A 17,098-nucleotide genomic window follows, 5' to 3' on the forward strand; every position below is an offset into this window, starting at 1 on the left:
GACGCGGAAATCGCGCGCCGTTGCCGCGCCCCGCAGTGCCCGCTTCCCCCGAGAACAATTATCAGTGCAGGTAGAGGGCTTGCCAATTTTCGGAAAAGGCGGGTATGGTCGGCCATCTCGAGTTAAACGTAGTAAATAGGCCCTTTTCTTGGCGCGCGGTCAGCTCAATGCTAATCTCCGTGCCGGAACTGACCCAGTTGTTTGTAAGTTGCGGTGATATACGGACTGTTTGGCGCTTTGGAGCCTCAAAACAGTCCCTATTTCACCGCAACTTAAGAGAAGGGCGGGGGCGGTTGGGTGCTGGTGGGTCGGAGCGTGTTAGGCCTGTTTGCGGTGCTTCCATTGTTTGCGGCACCAGCGCATGAGCGCCTTTATGACGGGAATCGTGATGAGGATGATCCATGCAGGATGGGGCTGTCCCAAACAGAGCCACATGTAGAGGAACCAAGCGATGGCGGCTGCCGGGTAGATGGCCTCGATCAGCTTAGACAGGTGGCGCCGATCGATGAAGTCACCAATCGCGTAGTAGACGGGAACCAGAAAGACGAGGAAAAGCCCCATGCCCCATGTGCCGTAGACAATGCCGAGCACCAGATAGGCGAGAGTAACAAGTGCAGGGAAGGGGAATTTGTTCCATGCACGTCCGACCTTGGTGTGGAAATGCTTGCCATGATGGTCGAGCTTGTCGTGTGCTTCCTTCCAGCTGGAAAACGTCTCGCCGTCGATGGTGACGGTGCCGTCGTCATTGGTGCGTACGCTATGTCCATCGTCCTCAAGCGTATCGATATGCACGCCGCGCGGCCCCACATGCACCTCTTCGCCCTTGCGCTCGTTGGTCACATGGATGCCGCTCCAGCCAACATGGACTTCCTCGCCTTTATTGGGATCAATGACGTGGATACCGCGCGCGAGGGAAATATCGACAAGTGGCTTATCGCTGCAATCAGCGTGCTCAGTAGAAGCCTCAGCCTCTTCAGCCTTATCTGAAGCTTTGGTGCCGGCGTTGCTGTTCTGTGCCTCATCATCAGCCTGTGAGTCATCAGCGCTAGCCACCGCCTCCCCATACAGCAGCTCATCCAGCGACACGCCATACAGCACGGCGAGCGCAATAAGGTTATCGGTATCGGGCGAGGATTCGCTGCGCTCCCATTTACTGACAGCCTGACGACTCACACCCAGCTGGGCGGCAAGCGCCTCCTGAGAAAGCCCGGCAGCCTTGCGGCGATCGACGAGGCGCTGTGCCATCGCAAGATCCATGACAGTTCCTTTCATGTGGTGACCGTAATCGAATGAGCCGAGTATGCCGAGAACAACCGGTAGCGACCACCATTTCTAGTTAGAATCTGCCCCAACCCTACCGCAACTACCGGTAGCAATCCCTAACGACCAGCCATTTCAGGACAAATGTCAGTGCAAGTAGCAGCCAAGAGCCCCCACTCAGTAAGTTGCGGTGGAATAGTTTTTGGATTCAGCCATTTGCGGACTAAGCAGGAACTATTTCACCGCAACTCAATTCCAGCCCAGGCACCCGCAGCAAGAAGACGAATAGCCTCGGCCTCCCCAGTTACCGCAGGAGACCCCAGGGCTTACCTCCCAAATCTTTCCGCAGGACGGAAGGACCCCGCCGCGCGAAGCGCACGGCGGGGTCCTGACATGTCCGAGGACGATTTGGGAGGTAAGCCTTGGGGTCTCCGATGGGGGCGGTTCCAGCCGAGGTTATTCGTCGCCGAAGCTGATGCCCAACGCCTTGGCCTCGCGCACCAGGTCGCTCTGGGGGTCGACAAACTTGAGCTTGCCGGCGACCTCCTCGAGCGGCATGTGGCACATCTTGCCGTCACGCAGGGCAATCATGTAGCCAAACTCGCCGCGCAGGCATCCCAGTGCTGCCTCGACGCCGCACTGGGTCGCAAAGATGCGGTCCTGGGCGTCGGGTTGGCCGCCGCGCTGCGTGTGGCCGGGGATGGCGACGCGGGTCTCGCGACCAGTCTTGGCCTCGATCTCCTTGGCGATGTCGTAGACGATCGACGGGCTCGTGCGCTCGGCAAGCTTCTTCTTGTATTCCTTCTTGGACAGCGCCGCGTCCTCCTTGGAGATAGCGCCCTCGGCGACGGCCACGATGGTAAAGCGGCTGCCGGTCTCCATGCGATGCTCGATGGTCTTGATGACGTTGTCCATGTCGTAGGGGATTTCGGGAATCAGGATGACGTCCGCGCCGCCCGCGACGCCGGCATACAGCGGAATCCAGCCAACCTTGTGTCCCATGATCTCGATGACAAACACGCGGCCGTGACTCGAGGCAGTGGTGTGGATGTCGTCGATGCACTTGGTGGCGACGTCGATGGCGCTCGTAAAGCCAAACGTCAACTCGGTGCCCCAGGTGTCGTTATCGATGGTCTTAGGCAGGGCGATAACGTTGAGGCCCTCTTCGCGCAGACGGTTGGCGGTCTTGGTGGAGCCGTTGCCGCCCAGCATAAACAGGCAGTCGAGCTGTAGCTTATGATAGGTGTGGACCATTGCCGGCACCTTTTCGACGCCGTCGGCCTCGGGAATATCCAGGCGCTTGAACGGCGTACGGCTTGTGCCCAGAATAGTGCCGCCACGGGTAAGGATGCCGCTAAAATCGGCGGGCGTCATGACGCGGAACCGGCTGTAGATAAGGCCCTGGTAGCCGTCCTCAAAACCATAGATCTCGATAGGCTCTTTGCTATTGGTCATAAGCGTTTTGACGATGCCGCGCATGGTGGCGTTGAGCGCCTGGCAGTCGCCGCCACTGGTAAGAAGACCGATCCTAAGCATGATGAATCCTTCCGGGCAAGTTATAACATGCGCATAAGTTTACCCCCGCACACTGTTGATACGGGGGTAAAACGTGTTAGCTCAAGCGTATAGAAATGTAAGCAACGTCAGGCGAGCGTAAGGTCGATGGGCCTGGCTACTTACAGCGCGAAGGCATCGACGTCGCCCCAGTGGCGGCGCAGCGTGATGGCGGCAGCGGGCTCGGTGTTGTCGAAGACGACCGACCACTGCGTGTTGCTGGTGATGTCTTCCGGATTGGGCTCTTGCGCTGCAGCGCGTAGGGCCTTCCAAGCGACTGCCTCATCTTGGGCGCCGGCATGGGCGTCAAGGACACCGGCGATTGCGACGGCGCGCTCTTTACCATGGCCCAGCTCGCCGTTCTTTTGGTTGGGGAGCACCTCGTCGCCATAGCAGGCGTAGAAGTTCGTGACCTGGCGTACGGGCGTCGCCTTGCATGCACGGTCGGGATCGCACGGATCCCACTCCACCACCCGCGCGTCACCGGCGGCGTCGTTGATAAAGAAGTGATAGTCGCGTCCGGCCATGGCGTGCATGTCGTAGGCAGAAAGCAGGTCGACGGCCTCCTGCGTGGTGGCTGCGCGGTCGAGCACCAGACGGATGGCGAGCGAAGTGTTGATGACGGGGCGCTGTGTGTCCTGGTTACAGGGCTTGGAATCCAGGGTGAGCACGGCAATGGACACGCCGCATTCGTTGACGCCGTCGAGCTGGGCAAACGGGCCCATCAACGCCGCGGCGCGTCCGGCGACGGAGCCAAGTGGAGTGTTGGCGCCCAGGTTATTGAGGGCCGCAAAGCCGATGGAGGCATAGCCGCCGCGTGGGTGATTGCGCACCAGCAGCGCCGAGGTGTCGTCCTTAAAGTCGTAATTGCGACCGGTGCGCACGCGGCCTTCGGCATCTACGGCGACAAAAGCGCTGCAGGCAAACTGGGGCGCCTGGACATGTGCCGGCACGCCGGGCAACACCTGCGCCACCACAGCATCGATGTAGGCCTGATCGTCGCGCACATCGACGGCGATGATGCGGTCGAGGTCGTAGTCGTAAGCGATGTCGATTGCGTACAGGTCATAGCCATCCGCATAGCCGGTCAAGCGTTTGAGCGACGCGGCGGACTTGATTTGCTTGCGGTAAACGATGCCGGTGGCAGCGGCAAGGCCGACGGCGACTCCCGCGACACCGCAGGCGATGGCAATGTTACGTGGCTTCATGACGGCTCCTCTCGTCCTGTTAGCGCAATTGTCGCAAAAGGAGCGCGGGCATGATGGCTCAACTTGGTGAGCGGCGCGGAATTAAGCACGGAATGAAGAGTGCGGCGCCGGCGCGGCGGGGTATGCTGGAGGGGACCATCAACCCAGCGAAAGGGGAGAGCATGACGGATCAGGAAACGCCCGAGCGCGCGCATGTGACGGCCGACGATATCGAGGCCGCCAACGACCTTATCGACTTTATCGAGGCATGCCCCAGCATGTTCCATACGGCGGCGACCATTATGGCCGAGCTCGACGAGGCGGGCTTTACCTACCTGCCCGAGAACGCGGCATGGGATATCGAGCCGGGCGGGCGTTATTACACGCAGCGCAACACCTCGAGCGTTGTTGCCTTTAAGGTGGGCGAGGACTTGGCCGCGACGTGGGGCGAGGACGGCGTTGCCGGCGACTATCATTTTCAACTCACGGCGTCACACAGCGATTCGCCGACGTTTAAGGTTAAGGCCGTGCCCGAGCTCGACGGCGCGGGCGAGACGCTGCGCCTGAACACCGAGGCCTACGGCGGCATGATCGACTACACCTGGTTCGATCGTCCGCTGGCACTCGCGGGTCGCGTACTGGTGCGCGAAGGCGACCGTATCGAGAGCCGCCTGCTTGCCACCGAGCGCGAGGTTGCCATTATTCCGAGCCTTGCCATCCACATGAACCGTGGCGTTAACGAGAGCTTTGCTCCCAACCGAGCCGTTGACCTGTGCCCGCTCATCAGCGCTGGTGACCTTAAGCAGGGTGACTTTGACGCCCTGATCGCCGACGAGCTGGATGTTGAGCCCGAGCAAATTCTGGGCCGCGATCTGTTCCTGGTCAATCGTCAGGATGCGCGCATTTGGGGCTGGGCCGACGAGTTTATCTCGACGTCCAAGCTCGACGACCTGGCCTGCGCCTACACCTCGCTGCAGGCATTTTTGGGTGCCGAGAACGCGCACGACGTTTCGGTCTTTTGCTGCTTCGATAACGAGGAGGTTGGCTCCGAGACCAAGCAGGGCGCCATGTCGACGTTCTTGGCCGACGCGCTGCGCCGCATCAACGGATCGCTGGGCTTTGACGACGAGTCGTACCACCGTGCGCTTGCCGCTTCGATGCTCGTGAGCTGCGACAACGCGCATGCCGTGCACCCCAACCACGCCGAGAAGTGCGACGCCCGCAACCAGGTTGTGCTCAACGGCGGCATCGTCATCAAGGAGGCCGCCAACCAGCACTACTGCACCGACGCCTTTAGCCGCGCGGTGTTCCAGGCCATTTGCGATGACGCCGACGTGCCCACGCAGGCCTTCGCCAACAAGAGCGATATGGCGGGTGGCTCCACGCTCGGCAACCTGTCCAACATGCAGGTGAGCATGCACGCCGTGGACGTGGGCCTGCCGCAGCTGGCCATGCACTCGAGCTACGAGACCGGCGGCGTTCGCGACGTGATGCACGCCATCCGCGCCCTCACCGCCTTCTACGAGCGTGACCTCCATATCAACGGCGCCGAAAGCGTAGAGTTCTAAAACCTGCCAAAAAGGGATGTTAATTTTGGCAGGTTTTATCTGGGCGAATGCAAAGGGTGAAACCGAACTAGATCGGTGATACGTGGCCGCCGAGGTGCAGTGCGCCTCGGCGGCTTTTTGTGTACAGAGTACGGCTAATGCTTATAAATGCTATATATGCTTTACGTATCTACCATAGAGCTTTATGATATTTTGAAGTATTAAGGAGGGGTCATGACCACAACAGCCGCTCAGATCAACGTACGTCTCGATGCCGATCTTAAAAGGAGTGGGGACGCCGCTCTCTCCAAGGCCGGTATGACGCCGAGCCAAGCGGTGCGAGCGCTCTGGCAGCTTGCAGCGTCGCTGGCCGATCGCCCCGGTGCGCTCGAGGATATCCTGCTGCCCAGTCGTGCCCGGGCGGAACAGCGCGAGCGCGAAAAGGCCGCCAAACGTAAGCTCGAGCTTATGGATCAGGGGTCGAAGCTGTTCGCTGCCGCTTGCTGTGAATCGGGAATCGATATGGTCAAGGCTCAGCCATCGGACGACGAAGAGCTCAAACGGAATGCCTATGCGGATCGCTATGGCGAGGAGATGAGCTGGCTCTATGAGTGAGACTCCAAAGCGCATCTTGGTTGACACCAACGTGTGGCTCGATTACTTCATTCCCTCACGACGTGGTCGTTCGGTGGCGATTGAGTTTTTACGCGATGCATGCACGGCGCAGGTTGATTTGCTGTATGCGGCGACATCGTCCAAAGACCTGTTTTATTTGATTTCAAGCGAACATAAGGCATGGTATCGGCGCGAGCATGGTTCGCTTTCCCAAGATGCCGCTGCGGCAGCGACATCGCTTGCATGGGATTGTCTTAGCGTGCTGTCGCAGCTTGCCACGCCAGTGCCCTGTGACCTGAGCGATATATGGATGGCGAGCAGGCAGCGTGAGCTCCATAGCGATTACGAAGACGATTTAATCATTGCGGCAGCGATACGCGCAAAGGCAGATCTCCTGGTCACCAACGATGCCAAACTCTGTTCACACGCACCCGTTGCAGCAATGAGCGTAGAAGACGCAAAAAATTATTTAGCAACGCTCTAGCAATTTGAAGAACTCGCAGGTCGAACAAAAGTCAGCGAGAGCCCATAGGCAGAGCCAACACCAGGCAGATCCCACAGGCTGAGCACGCACCAGCCAGACCCCGCAGGTTGAACAAAAGTCAGCGAGAGCCCGTCTGGTCGAGCAAGGTGCCTTGAAAGAGGAGGGCATTGGCCTTCTGGCCATGCCCGACGATTGAAAGGCAGATTGCCGTCCAGACGGGCTCGCAGCGTCGAGTGGTCCGCCGTTCGTTAGAACGGCGGAACCCTAATGTTCGATCCAGCAGCGCAGGGTCTCGCCGGCTTGCAGGTGACGCAGGTTCTCCGCGGCAATGTCGACCACATTGTTGAGCGTGGCTGCCAGGTGGAACCAACCTGAGACGTGCGGCGTGATGAGCATGTTGGGCGCATCCCACAACGGGCTTGTCTCGGGCAGCGGCTCGGGGTCGGTGACGTCGACCGCGGCGCCGGCGAGATGTCCTGATTCCAGGGCGGCAACTAGGTCGTCGGCAACCACAAGATCGCCGCGGCCGCCGTTGGCAAAGAAGGCGCCCGGCTTCATCGCGGCGAAGAACTCGGCGTTCGCCAGGCCGCGGGTCTCGGGTGTGCTGGGCATAAAGGATGCGACGACGTCTGCCTCGGCCAGGCGTTCGGGCAGGGCATCCATGCCGTCCATGTCCTCAAACACAATGGGGTAGACGAGCGGACGGCGCTTGATGCCGCGGACGTGTGCGCCCATGCTGCGGCAGAGCGTGGCAAAGTGGCCGCCGATATCGCCCGCGCCCAGCACCAGCACGTTGGCATTTTTGAGCGAGGTAACCGGCCCCAAATCCTCCCAGCGATGCTCGCGCTGCAAGTCGTGATAGCCGGGCAGGCGCTTCATCATGGAAAGGACCATGGCAAACATGTGCTCGCTCACGGCCTGGCCGTAGGCGCCCACCGAGCAAGACAGTTTGGCGTCGGCTGGCACGGTGCCGGCGGCAAGGTAGTCGTCATAGCCGGCGGTCTGCAATTGCAACAGCTGGAGATGCTCGCATGCCGTGAGCATGTCAGGGTCGATGTTGCCCAGGATCACGTCGGCATCGGCGACCTGCTTGCGCGTGGCGGCGTCGGCGCTCGTGTAGATAAAGTCCTCGCCCGGAGCGCTCGACTCAAGAATTGCGCGATGACGGTCGTTGACGGGCAGCAAAACCAGGATGTTCACAGGCAGTCCTCTCCGCTCAACCTGCCAAAAAAGGGACAGGTTTATTTTGGCAGGTTTTATCAGACAAACGTTCAAACAAAAACGCCGGATGCAAGACGGGCGTGCCCGTCGGCATCCGGCGCATCCACGGCTACCAGCTCAGCAGCTCGTAGCCGTCCTCGGTCACCACGAGCTGTACCTCGCACTGGGCCGAATCGCTGCCGTCCTTGGTGCGCACGCACCAGCCGTCGCCCTTGCTAATCTTGATATCGGGCGCTCCGGCGTTGACCATGGGCTCGATGGTAAAGACCATGCCCGGCACCATGATGGTGTCTACGTCGGGCGCCTCGGTGGTAAAGCCCACAAACGGGTCCTCGTGGAACTCCTTACCGATGCCGTGTCCGCCGTACTCACGCACCACGCTAAAGCCGGCGTCCTCGACGGTCTTTTGCACAGCCTCGGCCATAACGGAGAGCGGTAGCCATGGCTTGACGGCTGCCAGACCCGCCTCCACGCTGGCACGGGTGACGTCGACCAGGCGCTGGCGCTCGGCCGAGACCTCGCCGATGCAGAACATGCGGCTCGAATCACTAAAGTAACCGTCCAAGATCGTGGAGCAGTCTACGTTGATGATGTCGCCCTCGTGCAGCACATCCGCATCGCAGGGGATGCCGTGGCAGACGACGTCGTTGATCGAGGTGCACACGCTCTTGGGATAGCCCTCGTAGTTAAGGTCGGCCGGCGTGCCACCGTGCTCGACGGTGTAGTCGTAGATCATCTGGTCGATCTGGTTGGTGGTCATGCCTGCGGCGATATGCTCGCCCACATAATCGAGCACGCCCACGTTGATGGCTGCCGAGCGCTTGATGCCCTCGATATCGGCGGGAGTCTTGTAGAGCGTACGGGGTAGAACCTCCCAGCCCTCCTCCCACAGGCGCTCGAGGCGCTCGTCGAAGGCGCTATGGCATTTCTTATATTTTTTGCCGCTGCCGCACCAGCAAGCGTCGTTGCGGCCGGGTACGGGTCCTTTGTCATACATGGCTAACTTCCTTTCGTTCGCAGCTAGTATAGCCCACCCACGTGTCCATAAAAGTTGCGGTGATATAGTTCCGATTTAAGCGGTTTAACAGCACAAATAGGAACTATATCACCGCAACTGATGGGGCGGGATGGCGGCACTAGCTGCTATGTGGTTTTGCTAGTAGCTCACCTGGCAGGGAATGCCGAGGGCTTGGACGCGCGCGGCGATGGCGTCGAGCACCTCGGGCGCTGCTTTGGCAAGGCCGGCGACCGGCGTCTCGCGTGCCACCGTGTAGATGGTCGTCTCCTGCGGACGAATGCGCTCGAGCGCCGCGAGCCAGGGGGCAACGTACTCCTCGCCGGTGTTATCGAGAGACTTGCTCCGGTACTCACCGCTCAAAAACATCGTCTGGATAATGACGTGACCGTCAAAGCTTGCGAACGTCTCGATCTGGTGCTCGACGTCATAGGGGCCAACGGGCTGGTCGAGCAGCTGGATAAACGCCGGGTCGACGGTATCGAGCTTAAGAATGTTGTCGTCGACCATCATGAGCGCGTCGTGCACCTCGGGGCGGTCGGCGCGCGTGCCGTTGGAGAGCACGGCGATCTTGGAGTTTGGGGCAAGCTCGTCGCGCAGCGCGACGGCGCCGGCGATGGCCTGTGGAAACTCCGGTGCGGCGGTGGGCTCGCCGTTGCCTGCGAAGGTGATTACATCGGGGAGCTCGCCCTCGGCTGCCATCTCGCGCAGCTTTGCCTCGAGCGCTTCGAGTACCACGGCAGCCGTGTTATACGGCTCATGGCAGGGGCGCTCGGCGTTGAGGCCGTTCTCGCAGTAGATGCAGTCGAACGTGCAGATTTTGCCGCTGGCCGGCATCATGTTGACGCCGAGCGAGAGACCAAGGCGACGGCTGCGAACGGGCCCAAAGATGGGGCTGGCATTCAAAAACGTAGACATAGGCATATGCTCCTCAAGACAATTGTGCCTAAGCATAGCATCGGCTCCAAAGCAAGGTGTGGGCTCTTGCTTTACAAGTTTCGTTTTTTCACGTCGCTCATGATGCCGTGCCATGAAAAGCCTCGGGTCGGGTACAGTTAATCTGTTAACAAGGCGTAAAGCAATGCGGGTCCATCCAACCGTGCTGACGTGCAACTGGATGAGCATTGATGATGGGGGCACAACATGGATTTTACGGTCGAGAATGCGGGCACCACGATTGCCTGTCGCGAATATGCCGGCCCGGATGTGTCGCCTGATACTCCTGCCTTGGTGTGCGTGCACGGCGCTTGTGTTGACGGCACATTTTTCGACGGCATCGCTTGTGAGCTCAGCCGCAACTACCGCGTAATTGCCTACGACCGCCGCGGCTGTGGTGGCAGCAGCGAAGCGGCAGACGGCAGCTATGATCTTGCCGCTCAGGCCGCCGACCTGCAGGCCGTGATCGAACACGTCGGCGCTCCGACAAATGTGCTTGCGCACAGCGCCGGTACGTTGGTGGCGCTGGAGCTTCTTCGTACCGAACCCCATCTCGTCGACCGTGCGATTCTGCATGAGCCGGCTGTGTCGGCCGAAGGCGTCGGCATGGGCGCAGCTCCGGTTTTGCTCGATATGATTGCGGCTGGAAAGGTTTCAAGGGCGCTCCGGCTTTTCTTGGGAGCCCTCGGCGACTTGGACCCCGAGGCTCCTGGAACGACCGAAGCGGAAGCCAAACATGCCCTGCGCAATGGTCGTTGCTTCATGGCCAATGAATACGGGATTACTATGACCTGCGTTCCCGATTGGGATAGCGTTCGCGCGTCAAAAACGGTGGCCGCCGTGCTCCTGGGCGAGCTCTCGATTGGCACGCCCCGCGAGGCTGGCACGCGAGCGGCTGCCGAATATCTCGATTGCCCTCTCGTGACGATCCCGGGCGCGCATAACGGTCTGCGCGATCGCCCGGCAGCGGCTGCCCGGGCTGTCCGTGGCATCCTGGGGCTCTAACACCCGCAATGGCCAAAGCAGGCTTCACCCGCAAACGTTTCGGCCGTGTTAACAAATGTGCTCAAAACCTCACGTCTGCGACTTCAATCGCGCCGCCTGCCAACTCATAAAAATGTAACAGCATTCACGTACTTACCTGCATCGACAAGGTGTTACCCTTGTAGCATTTGGAACCCACCGCTACCATGCGAAACTATCGAAAGGGCCCCATATGCTCAATAATCACGAGGTCAATCTAACCGACGAGGAGGCTGCCGCTGAGGTTGCCCGTGTCGCGAAGAACTACCCCGTGGTGCGTTTGCTGTCGGCCGATCAGATTAAGAGCGAGCCTAACTGCTTGCTCGCCGGCGATCGCTGCCCTTGTCTGCGTCAGTCGAGTCTTGAGGCTTTGGCAGACTCCGATGAGGTGTCGGAGCAACTGCTCAATGATGGCACTGAGTACCGCGCCCGTCTACGCCCTCTGAAGGTCGAGGGCGAGCCTCACGTCTTGCTGATGGTGCGTCCGATTGATGAGCAAGAGGCCGCGGAAGAGGACCTTGTCTACACCGACGTGCTGACGAGCGTGCGCAATCGCCGATATTACGAGGAAAAGCTTCGCAGCGCCCGCATGAATGCCGGCGTTGCGATGATCGACGTTGATGATTTTAGGGCCTTCAACGATACGTGTGGCCGTCATGCCGGCGACCTTGCGCTCGGTGCTGTGGCGACAGCCATACGCAGCGGAATTCGTTCGACTGACGAGCTTGTGCGCTATGGCTGCGACAAGTTTGTGGTTGTCATGCCCAATATTCCCTCCGATGACTTCACCCGTCGCCTGCATCAGGTGTCCGATGCCGTTCATTCCACGATTATTCCGGGCCATGAGTACGTGAGCTTGACGGCATGTGTTGGTGGCGTTCGCATTCATGGCGAGACGGTCGATGAGGGCGTTGGCCGCGCTGCTCAGTTACTGAGCCGCGCTAAGGCAAAAGCCGGTACGGTCGTGACCGATGCCGATTCCATCGAGGCCTTCCAAAGCGAAAAGCCTTTGGTGCTTATCGCCGATGACTCCGAGATGAACCGAGCCATTCTCAGCGAGATGCTCAAGGACGAGCATTGCATCCTCGAGGCCGATAACGGTCGTGCGGCGCTCGACATGGTCGACCGCTATGGCGATGAGTTGTCGCTCGTGCTGCTGGACATTGTGATGCCGGGCATAAGCGGCTTTGAGGTGCTGGCCGATCTGTCGCGCCGATCGGGTATCGATAATCTGCCTGTCATCATGATTTCGAGCGAAGATTCCGATGATGCGGTTCTGCGCGCGTACGAGCTGGGCGCCTCGGACTATATCAACCGCCCGTTTGACTCCCGTGTCGTGCGCCGCCGCGTAAGCAACACCATCCGCCTGTACGCCAAACAGCGCCGCCTGACGAACCTGCTGTCCCAACAGTACAACGAGCGCGTCAAGAACAGTCGCATGCTCATCGACATCATGGCCGGCGTCATGGAGCTTCGCAACGGCGAGAGCGGTAGGCACGTTACGAACATCGAAAAGCTGACCGAGCTGCTGCTTGGCTATCTGGTCCAGCGTAGCGGCACGATCTTCCTCGACAATGAGGAACGCTCCACGATCGCCCTGGCTTCGGCGCTGCACGATATCGGCAAGATGTCGATTGACGATGCGATCCTCAACAAGCCCGGGCGCCTCACGCCCGAGGAATTCGAGATTATGAAGACGCATACCACGATTGGCGCCAACATGCTGCTCGAGCTGGGCAGCCATCACGCCGGCAATGCGCTTTTGGAATATGCGTACCAGATTGCGCGTTGGCACCACGAGCGCTGGGACGGCATGGGTTATCCCGACGGTCTTAAGGGCGACGATATCCCCATCGCCGCACAGGTGGTTTCGGTGGCCGACGTGTACGATGCGCTGACGAGCGTGCGCGTGTACAAGGATGCCATCCCGCACGAGGAAGCGATCAAGATGATCCTGGACGGTAAGTGCGGCACCTTTAACCCGCTGCTGCTCGACTGCCTGCTCGAGGTGCAAGACCGCATTGCCGAAACCTTGGCACGCCCCGCCGACGTCGTTGCGTTCCCCACGATTTAGTTTGAACAAAGGAGTTTTTGATTTATGATTTCCATGCGTGAGGCGTATGAGAAGATCGGCGCTAATTATGACGACGCGTGCGCTCGGCTGATGGGCGGGGAAATGCTTGCCCGCTTTGCCCTCAAGTTTTTGGATGACGAGAGCATGGACAAGCTGGAGGCCGCCATGGCGGCAGGAGACGCCGAAGGTGCGTTTATGGCAGCGCACACGCTCAAGGGCGTGAGCCAGAACCTGGGATTCGATAATCTGTACGAGCCGGCGGTCGTGGTGACCGAGGCGCTGCGTGGCGCCGATGCCGTTGATGGTGCCCGCGAGGGAATGCATGCGCTGCAGCAGCAATATGCGGCTACGATGTCGGCCCTGCGCGAGGCGGCCGAGTAAGAGGCTGTGAGCCTTGATTGACTATGAGAGTGGATAATCTCCCGTTTTAGGCCCGGTGGCGGCCTCAAAGTGGGAGATTATCCACTCTCGTTCGATACGTGTCCAAAAATCCACGCTCACCCCTTCTGATTAGTGAATGGCCTATGCGCACTGGCGGGGCTTTCCGCATGCAATCCATATCGTTGTTCGATAAACTGTTCGAATAACGATAGAGTCGATGAGGGTGAGTGTATGTCCAACAGCGTTCAGCGTATGGCCAAGGCGGGCGAAAATATCAGGAAGCTTGGTTTTTGCATGGCAGCCGTTTTTGCAGGGATGCTCGTCGCTTTTGCCGCGTTGGTTGTTTACGTGATCTGGTATGCGGTTGCAAACGTTGCTTCTGTCGATTCTTTCGGTGTCGTGACGCTTCTCGATGGCGGGTGCATCGTTATCCCAAGCGGACTGTGCCTGGCGCTCGTCGTGGGTATTTCGCTTGTCGTTTTGTGCGGGATCAGCCGTAATATCTCTCGGGGCGTCTCGCCCTTTACCAAGACGCATGTGCGGCTTATCCGTGTTCTCGCGCTTGCCTTTGCTGTTAACGCCGCGGTTTCGCTTGTTGGTGCCTATGGATCGGTTAGTCTCACCATTGGCGGACTGGAGCTTTACATCGTGCCTCATTCCTTCGTTATTGAGATTTGCCAAGGCGCTACCTTTGATGCGGGGTCGTTTATCGGCGCAGTTGTCTGTTTGTTTATCTCGGCGATCTGGAGTTATGCCTCGCTGCTCCAAGAGCAGTCTGACGAGCTTGTGTAGGAGGAAACATGAGCTATCTCATCATCGAGCTTGAGACGCAGCTGCTTAAGACCGGAAAGACCAGCGCTGATCTGATTCGGGCGACGGGGCATACTCCGGCTAATATTTCAAAGCTTAGAAACGGAAAGATAAAAGCTATTCGCCTAAAGACGCTTCTCGATATCTGTGATGAGCTTGATTGTCAACCGGGAGATATTATTCAGCGCGTGAGCGAGAAAGAGCTTGAGGAGCTTATTGTCGAGCGCGCGAAAAATGTCGTGAGACAGATGCGGGATGGCGGAGGCAACGAGGCGTCGCTTCCGACATCAGTCTTCGCTGTCGATTTGAGTGACGAGTAGCTTAAGGCGAACAACTAAAACGAAATATCAGCGTGAAGGGACTCGTGTCTAACACGGGTTCTTTCTTTTAGATTATCTTGACAAATACGAGTTATCGAAAAACAATAATAACTATGGAAAACGATAAAGGAAAGAAGGAGCGATATGAGCGGTTTTGCTATCAAGCGGAACGGGAGGCCAATGAACGCATCAGCGATAAAGCTATCAAAAGTATCAAAGCGCTACGGGAAACGGCGCGTTTTGCATGACGTTTCCTTCGAGGTACATCAGTCTGAGCTCTGCGCCCTTGTTGGTGCAAACGGGGCGGGCAAAAGCACGCTTATTAAAATCGTATTGGGCCTCTGTGAGCCATCGTCGGGGAGCGTGGAGCTCTTTGGAGGCAAGTCGAAAAAAGAGCTGAGCCTGATGCGGACGCGTGTCGGCTATGTGCCAGATTCCTGCGGAGCATACCAATCCCTCAGTGCGGCTGAGAATCTTCGGATCCGATGTGCGGAATGGGGGCTCGATGAGAAACGTGAGGTTCCTCGTGTCTTGGGTCTAGTCGGGCTGGACGTCGATGAGAAAAAGAGCGTGAGCAGTTTTTCTCTGGGAATGAAACGGCGACTGGATATAGCTACGGCTTTATTGGGCGACACCGACGTACTAATTTTCGATGAGCCGGCAAATGGATTGGATCCGTTGGGCATCGAGAGTATATGGGCCCTTATCGGTCGATTGAATCGGGAGCAGGGCAAAACCATGCTTATCTCTAGCCACGACTTGGATGAGCTGGCATCGGTTGCAACAAGCTGCCTGTTTCTTCATGACGGTGAACTGCTAAAAAAGGAATCGATGGACGTCATAAGGGATGAGGCGCCATCCCTAAAAGAGTATTACAGGCGCTTGATGAAGGCGGTCTCGCTATGAAGCGGGCGATCCATCCCATAAAGGCAGATATGATGCGTTTGCACAGGATATTTCCGGCGAAGTTTGGTCTTGCGCTTATGCTGGCGTTCGGCCTTCTCTTCGGCATCTTTCTAAAAAACGGAACAACGTTGCTCGCCTTTGGCTATGGCGTTTGTGGGGAGGATATTGGTTTCCTCTGGAATGCAATCGATCCTTCTGCGCCTGATGAGTCCCTTGCGCGCAGCGCTTTTGCCGGTACATCCCTGTTCGTTCCACTCATCGTTTGTTTGGTGCTTTTACAGGAGCATGGCTATAAAGAGGGGCACCGAATTTCTTCGGCAAGAGGTCTCAACCGCTTTTATGGGGCTCTAGCCCATGCATTTTCGTCTGCTTTAATAATTGGCGCAGCGTATAGCGCGCTTTGCCTTCTTCTTTTTGCAATAGCCATCATACGTGGAGGGCATAACTACTCGCACAACATACTAACTGTATTTTTGCCTGCAATGATAGTCAACGCCGTATTGGTGATATCAGTTGCGCTGGAGACGGTGACCATCTATCGGATAACGGGCAGCGCTGTATTGAGCGGGGCCGTGGTGATAGTTGGATTTATCATGAGCTTGACGCTCTACGGAGCCTTCCTTCAGGCACCTATACCATCCTTGCGATGGATCTTCTTCCTTCCGGGGCCGTACCTTGGAGTCGGATGTGCCCTTGGGTATAGCGATATGGGGCAGCTGACGCTTCTGGGATATGGCGTGGCAGCCAGCTGTCTATCGGTATTGATTTACGCTCTCTTGAGCTTTCGCGCTGGGGGTGTGCTCAATGGCTCGTCAGATTAAAAGACTTCTCCAGTCAGAATTGAAGCATGTGAGCAAATGGGCGTACGCCTTAATCCTGGTAATTTATGCGTACATGGTGATATTGCAGCTTAATTCTTTCCCGATGTGGTTCTGTAGCCTCCGTGAGAACAGTTTCTTGGGTTTTTTCCCAGACCCGACGCTTCGGCTATCGGCGGAGGATGTCCTTCTATTTGGCAATGCAGAGGTTTTTCGCGGTCTGCTGTTCAACGTAGCCCCGTTGGCCCATGCATTGTTCTTTCCATTCATCGCGGCTTGCATTGTGCCGCGCTTTGTCAGTTCGGGCTTTGTCGAGGAACCGTGGGGGTTGTCGGAGGCTCGGGGAGGGAAGCGTGTGTGCGCTATCGTTGCGCGAGTGGTGCTATCTTCTTTTGCCCTTTTGGGCGCGTTTGTCCTGTCGAGTGTCGTTTTGTACTGTCTTAACTGCGCAATCGTTTCGGATGCTCAGCAGTATTTCAACCTGCATGTATTTTGCTATCGACTTGTTCTTGCTGCCGCTGCCTGCCTTGCATACGTGGTTTCTTGCGTAATCGTTGTTTCCTATTTTGGGTCCGGCTTCGGTTCGATTGGCATGCTGTTGCTTGTCAACGTCGTAGCGATCTACATACAGATCGGGGCCAATTCCATGCTTCCGCTTCCAGCCTCGATGCTCATGTGGATTTGCGGCGTGACCCCGTTGGGGAATGGTCAATGCATCTCGATTTTAATTGACTGTCTCATAAACGTAGCAAGCGTTTTTATCATTTGCTTTACTGTCGACCGATTGCGGTCGAGATTTCTCTGATTGTTTGTGAGGGATAATCATACCGAGCATATCAAATACAGGGGGGCGGGCACCGTAGCTGGTGTCCGCCCATTACAGTCTGAAATAGGCCATCGATAAATTTCGATGGCGAGCATTCGGCGCATTGCCTACGATACGGGCA

Annotated in this window: 17 protein-coding genes; 11 read left to right on the forward strand and 6 right to left on the reverse strand. The window is 58.0% G+C overall.

The window, feature by feature from the left end; genetic code table 11:
• Nucleotides 1-318 precede the first annotated feature (318 nt).
• The 3 genes from ABHT90_RS09540 to ABHT90_RS09550 all read right to left on the reverse strand — a co-directional run bounded on the left by ABHT90_RS09540 (nucleotide 319) and on the right by ABHT90_RS09550 (nucleotide 4,022).
• Nucleotides 319-1,257 carry a helix-turn-helix domain-containing protein gene (locus ABHT90_RS09540; protein WP_346982343.1) on the reverse strand — a complete coding sequence of 313 codons (939 nt, stop codon included), beginning with the start codon at nucleotides 1,255-1,257 and terminating at the stop codon, nucleotides 319-321.
• A 459-nt stretch (nucleotides 1,258-1,716) separates the two neighbouring features.
• The gene (locus tag ABHT90_RS09545; protein WP_346982344.1) at nucleotides 1,717-2,796 is read right to left on the reverse strand and encodes a 6-phosphofructokinase; all 1,080 of its coding nucleotides are present in this window, start codon (nucleotides 2,794-2,796) and stop codon (nucleotides 1,717-1,719) included.
• A gap of 140 nt (nucleotides 2,797-2,936) precedes the next feature.
• Entirely contained in the window at nucleotides 2,937-4,022 is a 1,086-nt protein-coding gene (locus tag ABHT90_RS09550; RefSeq protein WP_346982345.1) for a carcinine hydrolase/isopenicillin-N N-acyltransferase family protein, read from the reverse strand.
• A 161-nt stretch (nucleotides 4,023-4,183) separates the two neighbouring features.
• Here ABHT90_RS09550 and ABHT90_RS09555 point away from each other — a divergent pair, with 161 nt between their 5' ends.
• The 3 genes from ABHT90_RS09555 (at nucleotide 4,184) to ABHT90_RS09565 (ending at nucleotide 6,647) form a co-directional block, all read left to right on the forward strand.
• Nucleotides 4,184-5,569, forward strand: a complete 1,386-nt coding sequence (locus ABHT90_RS09555) for a M18 family aminopeptidase (protein ID WP_346982346.1) — start codon at nucleotides 4,184-4,186, stop codon at nucleotides 5,567-5,569.
• Between the two features lie 213 nt (nucleotides 5,570-5,782).
• Nucleotides 5,783-6,163, forward strand: coding sequence for a translation repressor RelB (locus ABHT90_RS09560; protein WP_117584152.1), 381 nt, complete (start codon nucleotides 5,783-5,785; stop codon nucleotides 6,161-6,163).
• Nucleotides 6,156-6,647, forward strand: a complete 492-nt coding sequence (locus ABHT90_RS09565) for a PIN domain-containing protein (protein WP_346982347.1) — start codon at nucleotides 6,156-6,158, stop codon at nucleotides 6,645-6,647. The genes ABHT90_RS09560 and ABHT90_RS09565 overlap by 8 nt, the downstream gene beginning before the upstream one ends.
• A 264-nt stretch (nucleotides 6,648-6,911) precedes the next feature.
• Here the strand turns inward: ABHT90_RS09565 and ABHT90_RS09570 are convergent, their stop codons facing one another.
• The 3 genes from ABHT90_RS09570 to ABHT90_RS09580 form a co-directional block, all read right to left on the reverse strand.
• Nucleotides 6,912-7,847 carry a D-2-hydroxyacid dehydrogenase gene (locus ABHT90_RS09570; protein ID WP_346982348.1) on the reverse strand — a complete coding sequence of 312 codons (936 nt, stop codon included), beginning with the start codon at nucleotides 7,845-7,847 and terminating at the stop codon, nucleotides 6,912-6,914.
• Between the two features lie 130 nt (nucleotides 7,848-7,977).
• Nucleotides 7,978-8,865, reverse strand: a complete 888-nt coding sequence (gene map, locus ABHT90_RS09575) for a type I methionyl aminopeptidase (protein ID WP_128620379.1) — start codon at nucleotides 8,863-8,865, stop codon at nucleotides 7,978-7,980.
• 159 nt (nucleotides 8,866-9,024) lie between these two features.
• Nucleotides 9,025-9,801: a radical SAM protein gene (locus ABHT90_RS09580; RefSeq protein WP_346982349.1), complete on the reverse strand. Its 777-nt coding sequence runs from the start codon at nucleotides 9,799-9,801 to the stop codon at nucleotides 9,025-9,027.
• 225 nt (nucleotides 9,802-10,026) lie between these two features.
• On the opposite strand from ABHT90_RS09580, the gene ABHT90_RS09585 reads away from it, so the two are divergent.
• The 8 genes from ABHT90_RS09585 (at nucleotide 10,027) to ABHT90_RS09620 (ending at nucleotide 16,956) form a co-directional block, all read left to right on the forward strand.
• Nucleotides 10,027-10,824 carry an alpha/beta fold hydrolase gene (locus tag ABHT90_RS09585; RefSeq protein ID WP_346982350.1) on the forward strand — a complete coding sequence of 266 codons (798 nt, stop codon included), beginning with the start codon at nucleotides 10,027-10,029 and terminating at the stop codon, nucleotides 10,822-10,824.
• A gap of 211 nt (nucleotides 10,825-11,035) precedes the next feature.
• Complete coding sequence (locus ABHT90_RS09590; RefSeq protein WP_346982351.1) at nucleotides 11,036-12,916, forward strand: diguanylate cyclase; 1,881 nt, start codon at nucleotides 11,036-11,038, stop codon at nucleotides 12,914-12,916.
• Between the two features lie 24 nt (nucleotides 12,917-12,940).
• A complete protein-coding gene (locus ABHT90_RS09595; RefSeq protein ID WP_089572324.1) occupies nucleotides 12,941-13,297 on the forward strand; it encodes an Hpt domain-containing protein in 357 nt (118 codons plus the stop codon).
• Nucleotides 13,298-13,528: 231 nt separating this feature from the next.
• A complete protein-coding gene (locus ABHT90_RS09600; RefSeq protein ID WP_346982352.1) occupies nucleotides 13,529-14,089 on the forward strand; it encodes a hypothetical protein in 561 nt (186 codons plus the stop codon).
• 8 nt (nucleotides 14,090-14,097) lie between these two features.
• On the forward strand, nucleotides 14,098-14,427 hold the full coding sequence (locus tag ABHT90_RS09605) for a helix-turn-helix domain-containing protein (RefSeq protein ID WP_089572320.1): 330 nt from the start codon (nucleotides 14,098-14,100) through the stop codon (nucleotides 14,425-14,427).
• A gap of 144 nt (nucleotides 14,428-14,571) precedes the next feature.
• Nucleotides 14,572-15,333, forward strand: a complete 762-nt coding sequence (locus tag ABHT90_RS09610; protein ID WP_346982353.1) for an ABC transporter ATP-binding protein — start codon at nucleotides 14,572-14,574, stop codon at nucleotides 15,331-15,333.
• Nucleotides 15,330-16,154: a hypothetical protein gene (locus ABHT90_RS09615; protein ID WP_346982354.1), complete on the forward strand. Its 825-nt coding sequence runs from the start codon at nucleotides 15,330-15,332 to the stop codon at nucleotides 16,152-16,154. The genes ABHT90_RS09610 and ABHT90_RS09615 overlap by 4 nt, the downstream gene beginning before the upstream one ends.
• The gene (locus ABHT90_RS09620) at nucleotides 16,138-16,956 is read left to right on the forward strand and encodes a hypothetical protein (RefSeq protein WP_346982355.1); all 819 of its coding nucleotides are present in this window, start codon (nucleotides 16,138-16,140) and stop codon (nucleotides 16,954-16,956) included. Before ABHT90_RS09615 ends, ABHT90_RS09620 begins: the two co-directional genes overlap by 17 nt.
• Nucleotides 16,957-17,098 lie beyond the last annotated feature (142 nt).

This window comes from Collinsella aerofaciens (genome assembly GCF_039758815.1).
GTDB lineage: Bacteria > Actinomycetota > Coriobacteriia > Coriobacteriales > Coriobacteriaceae > Collinsella > Collinsella aerofaciens_BP.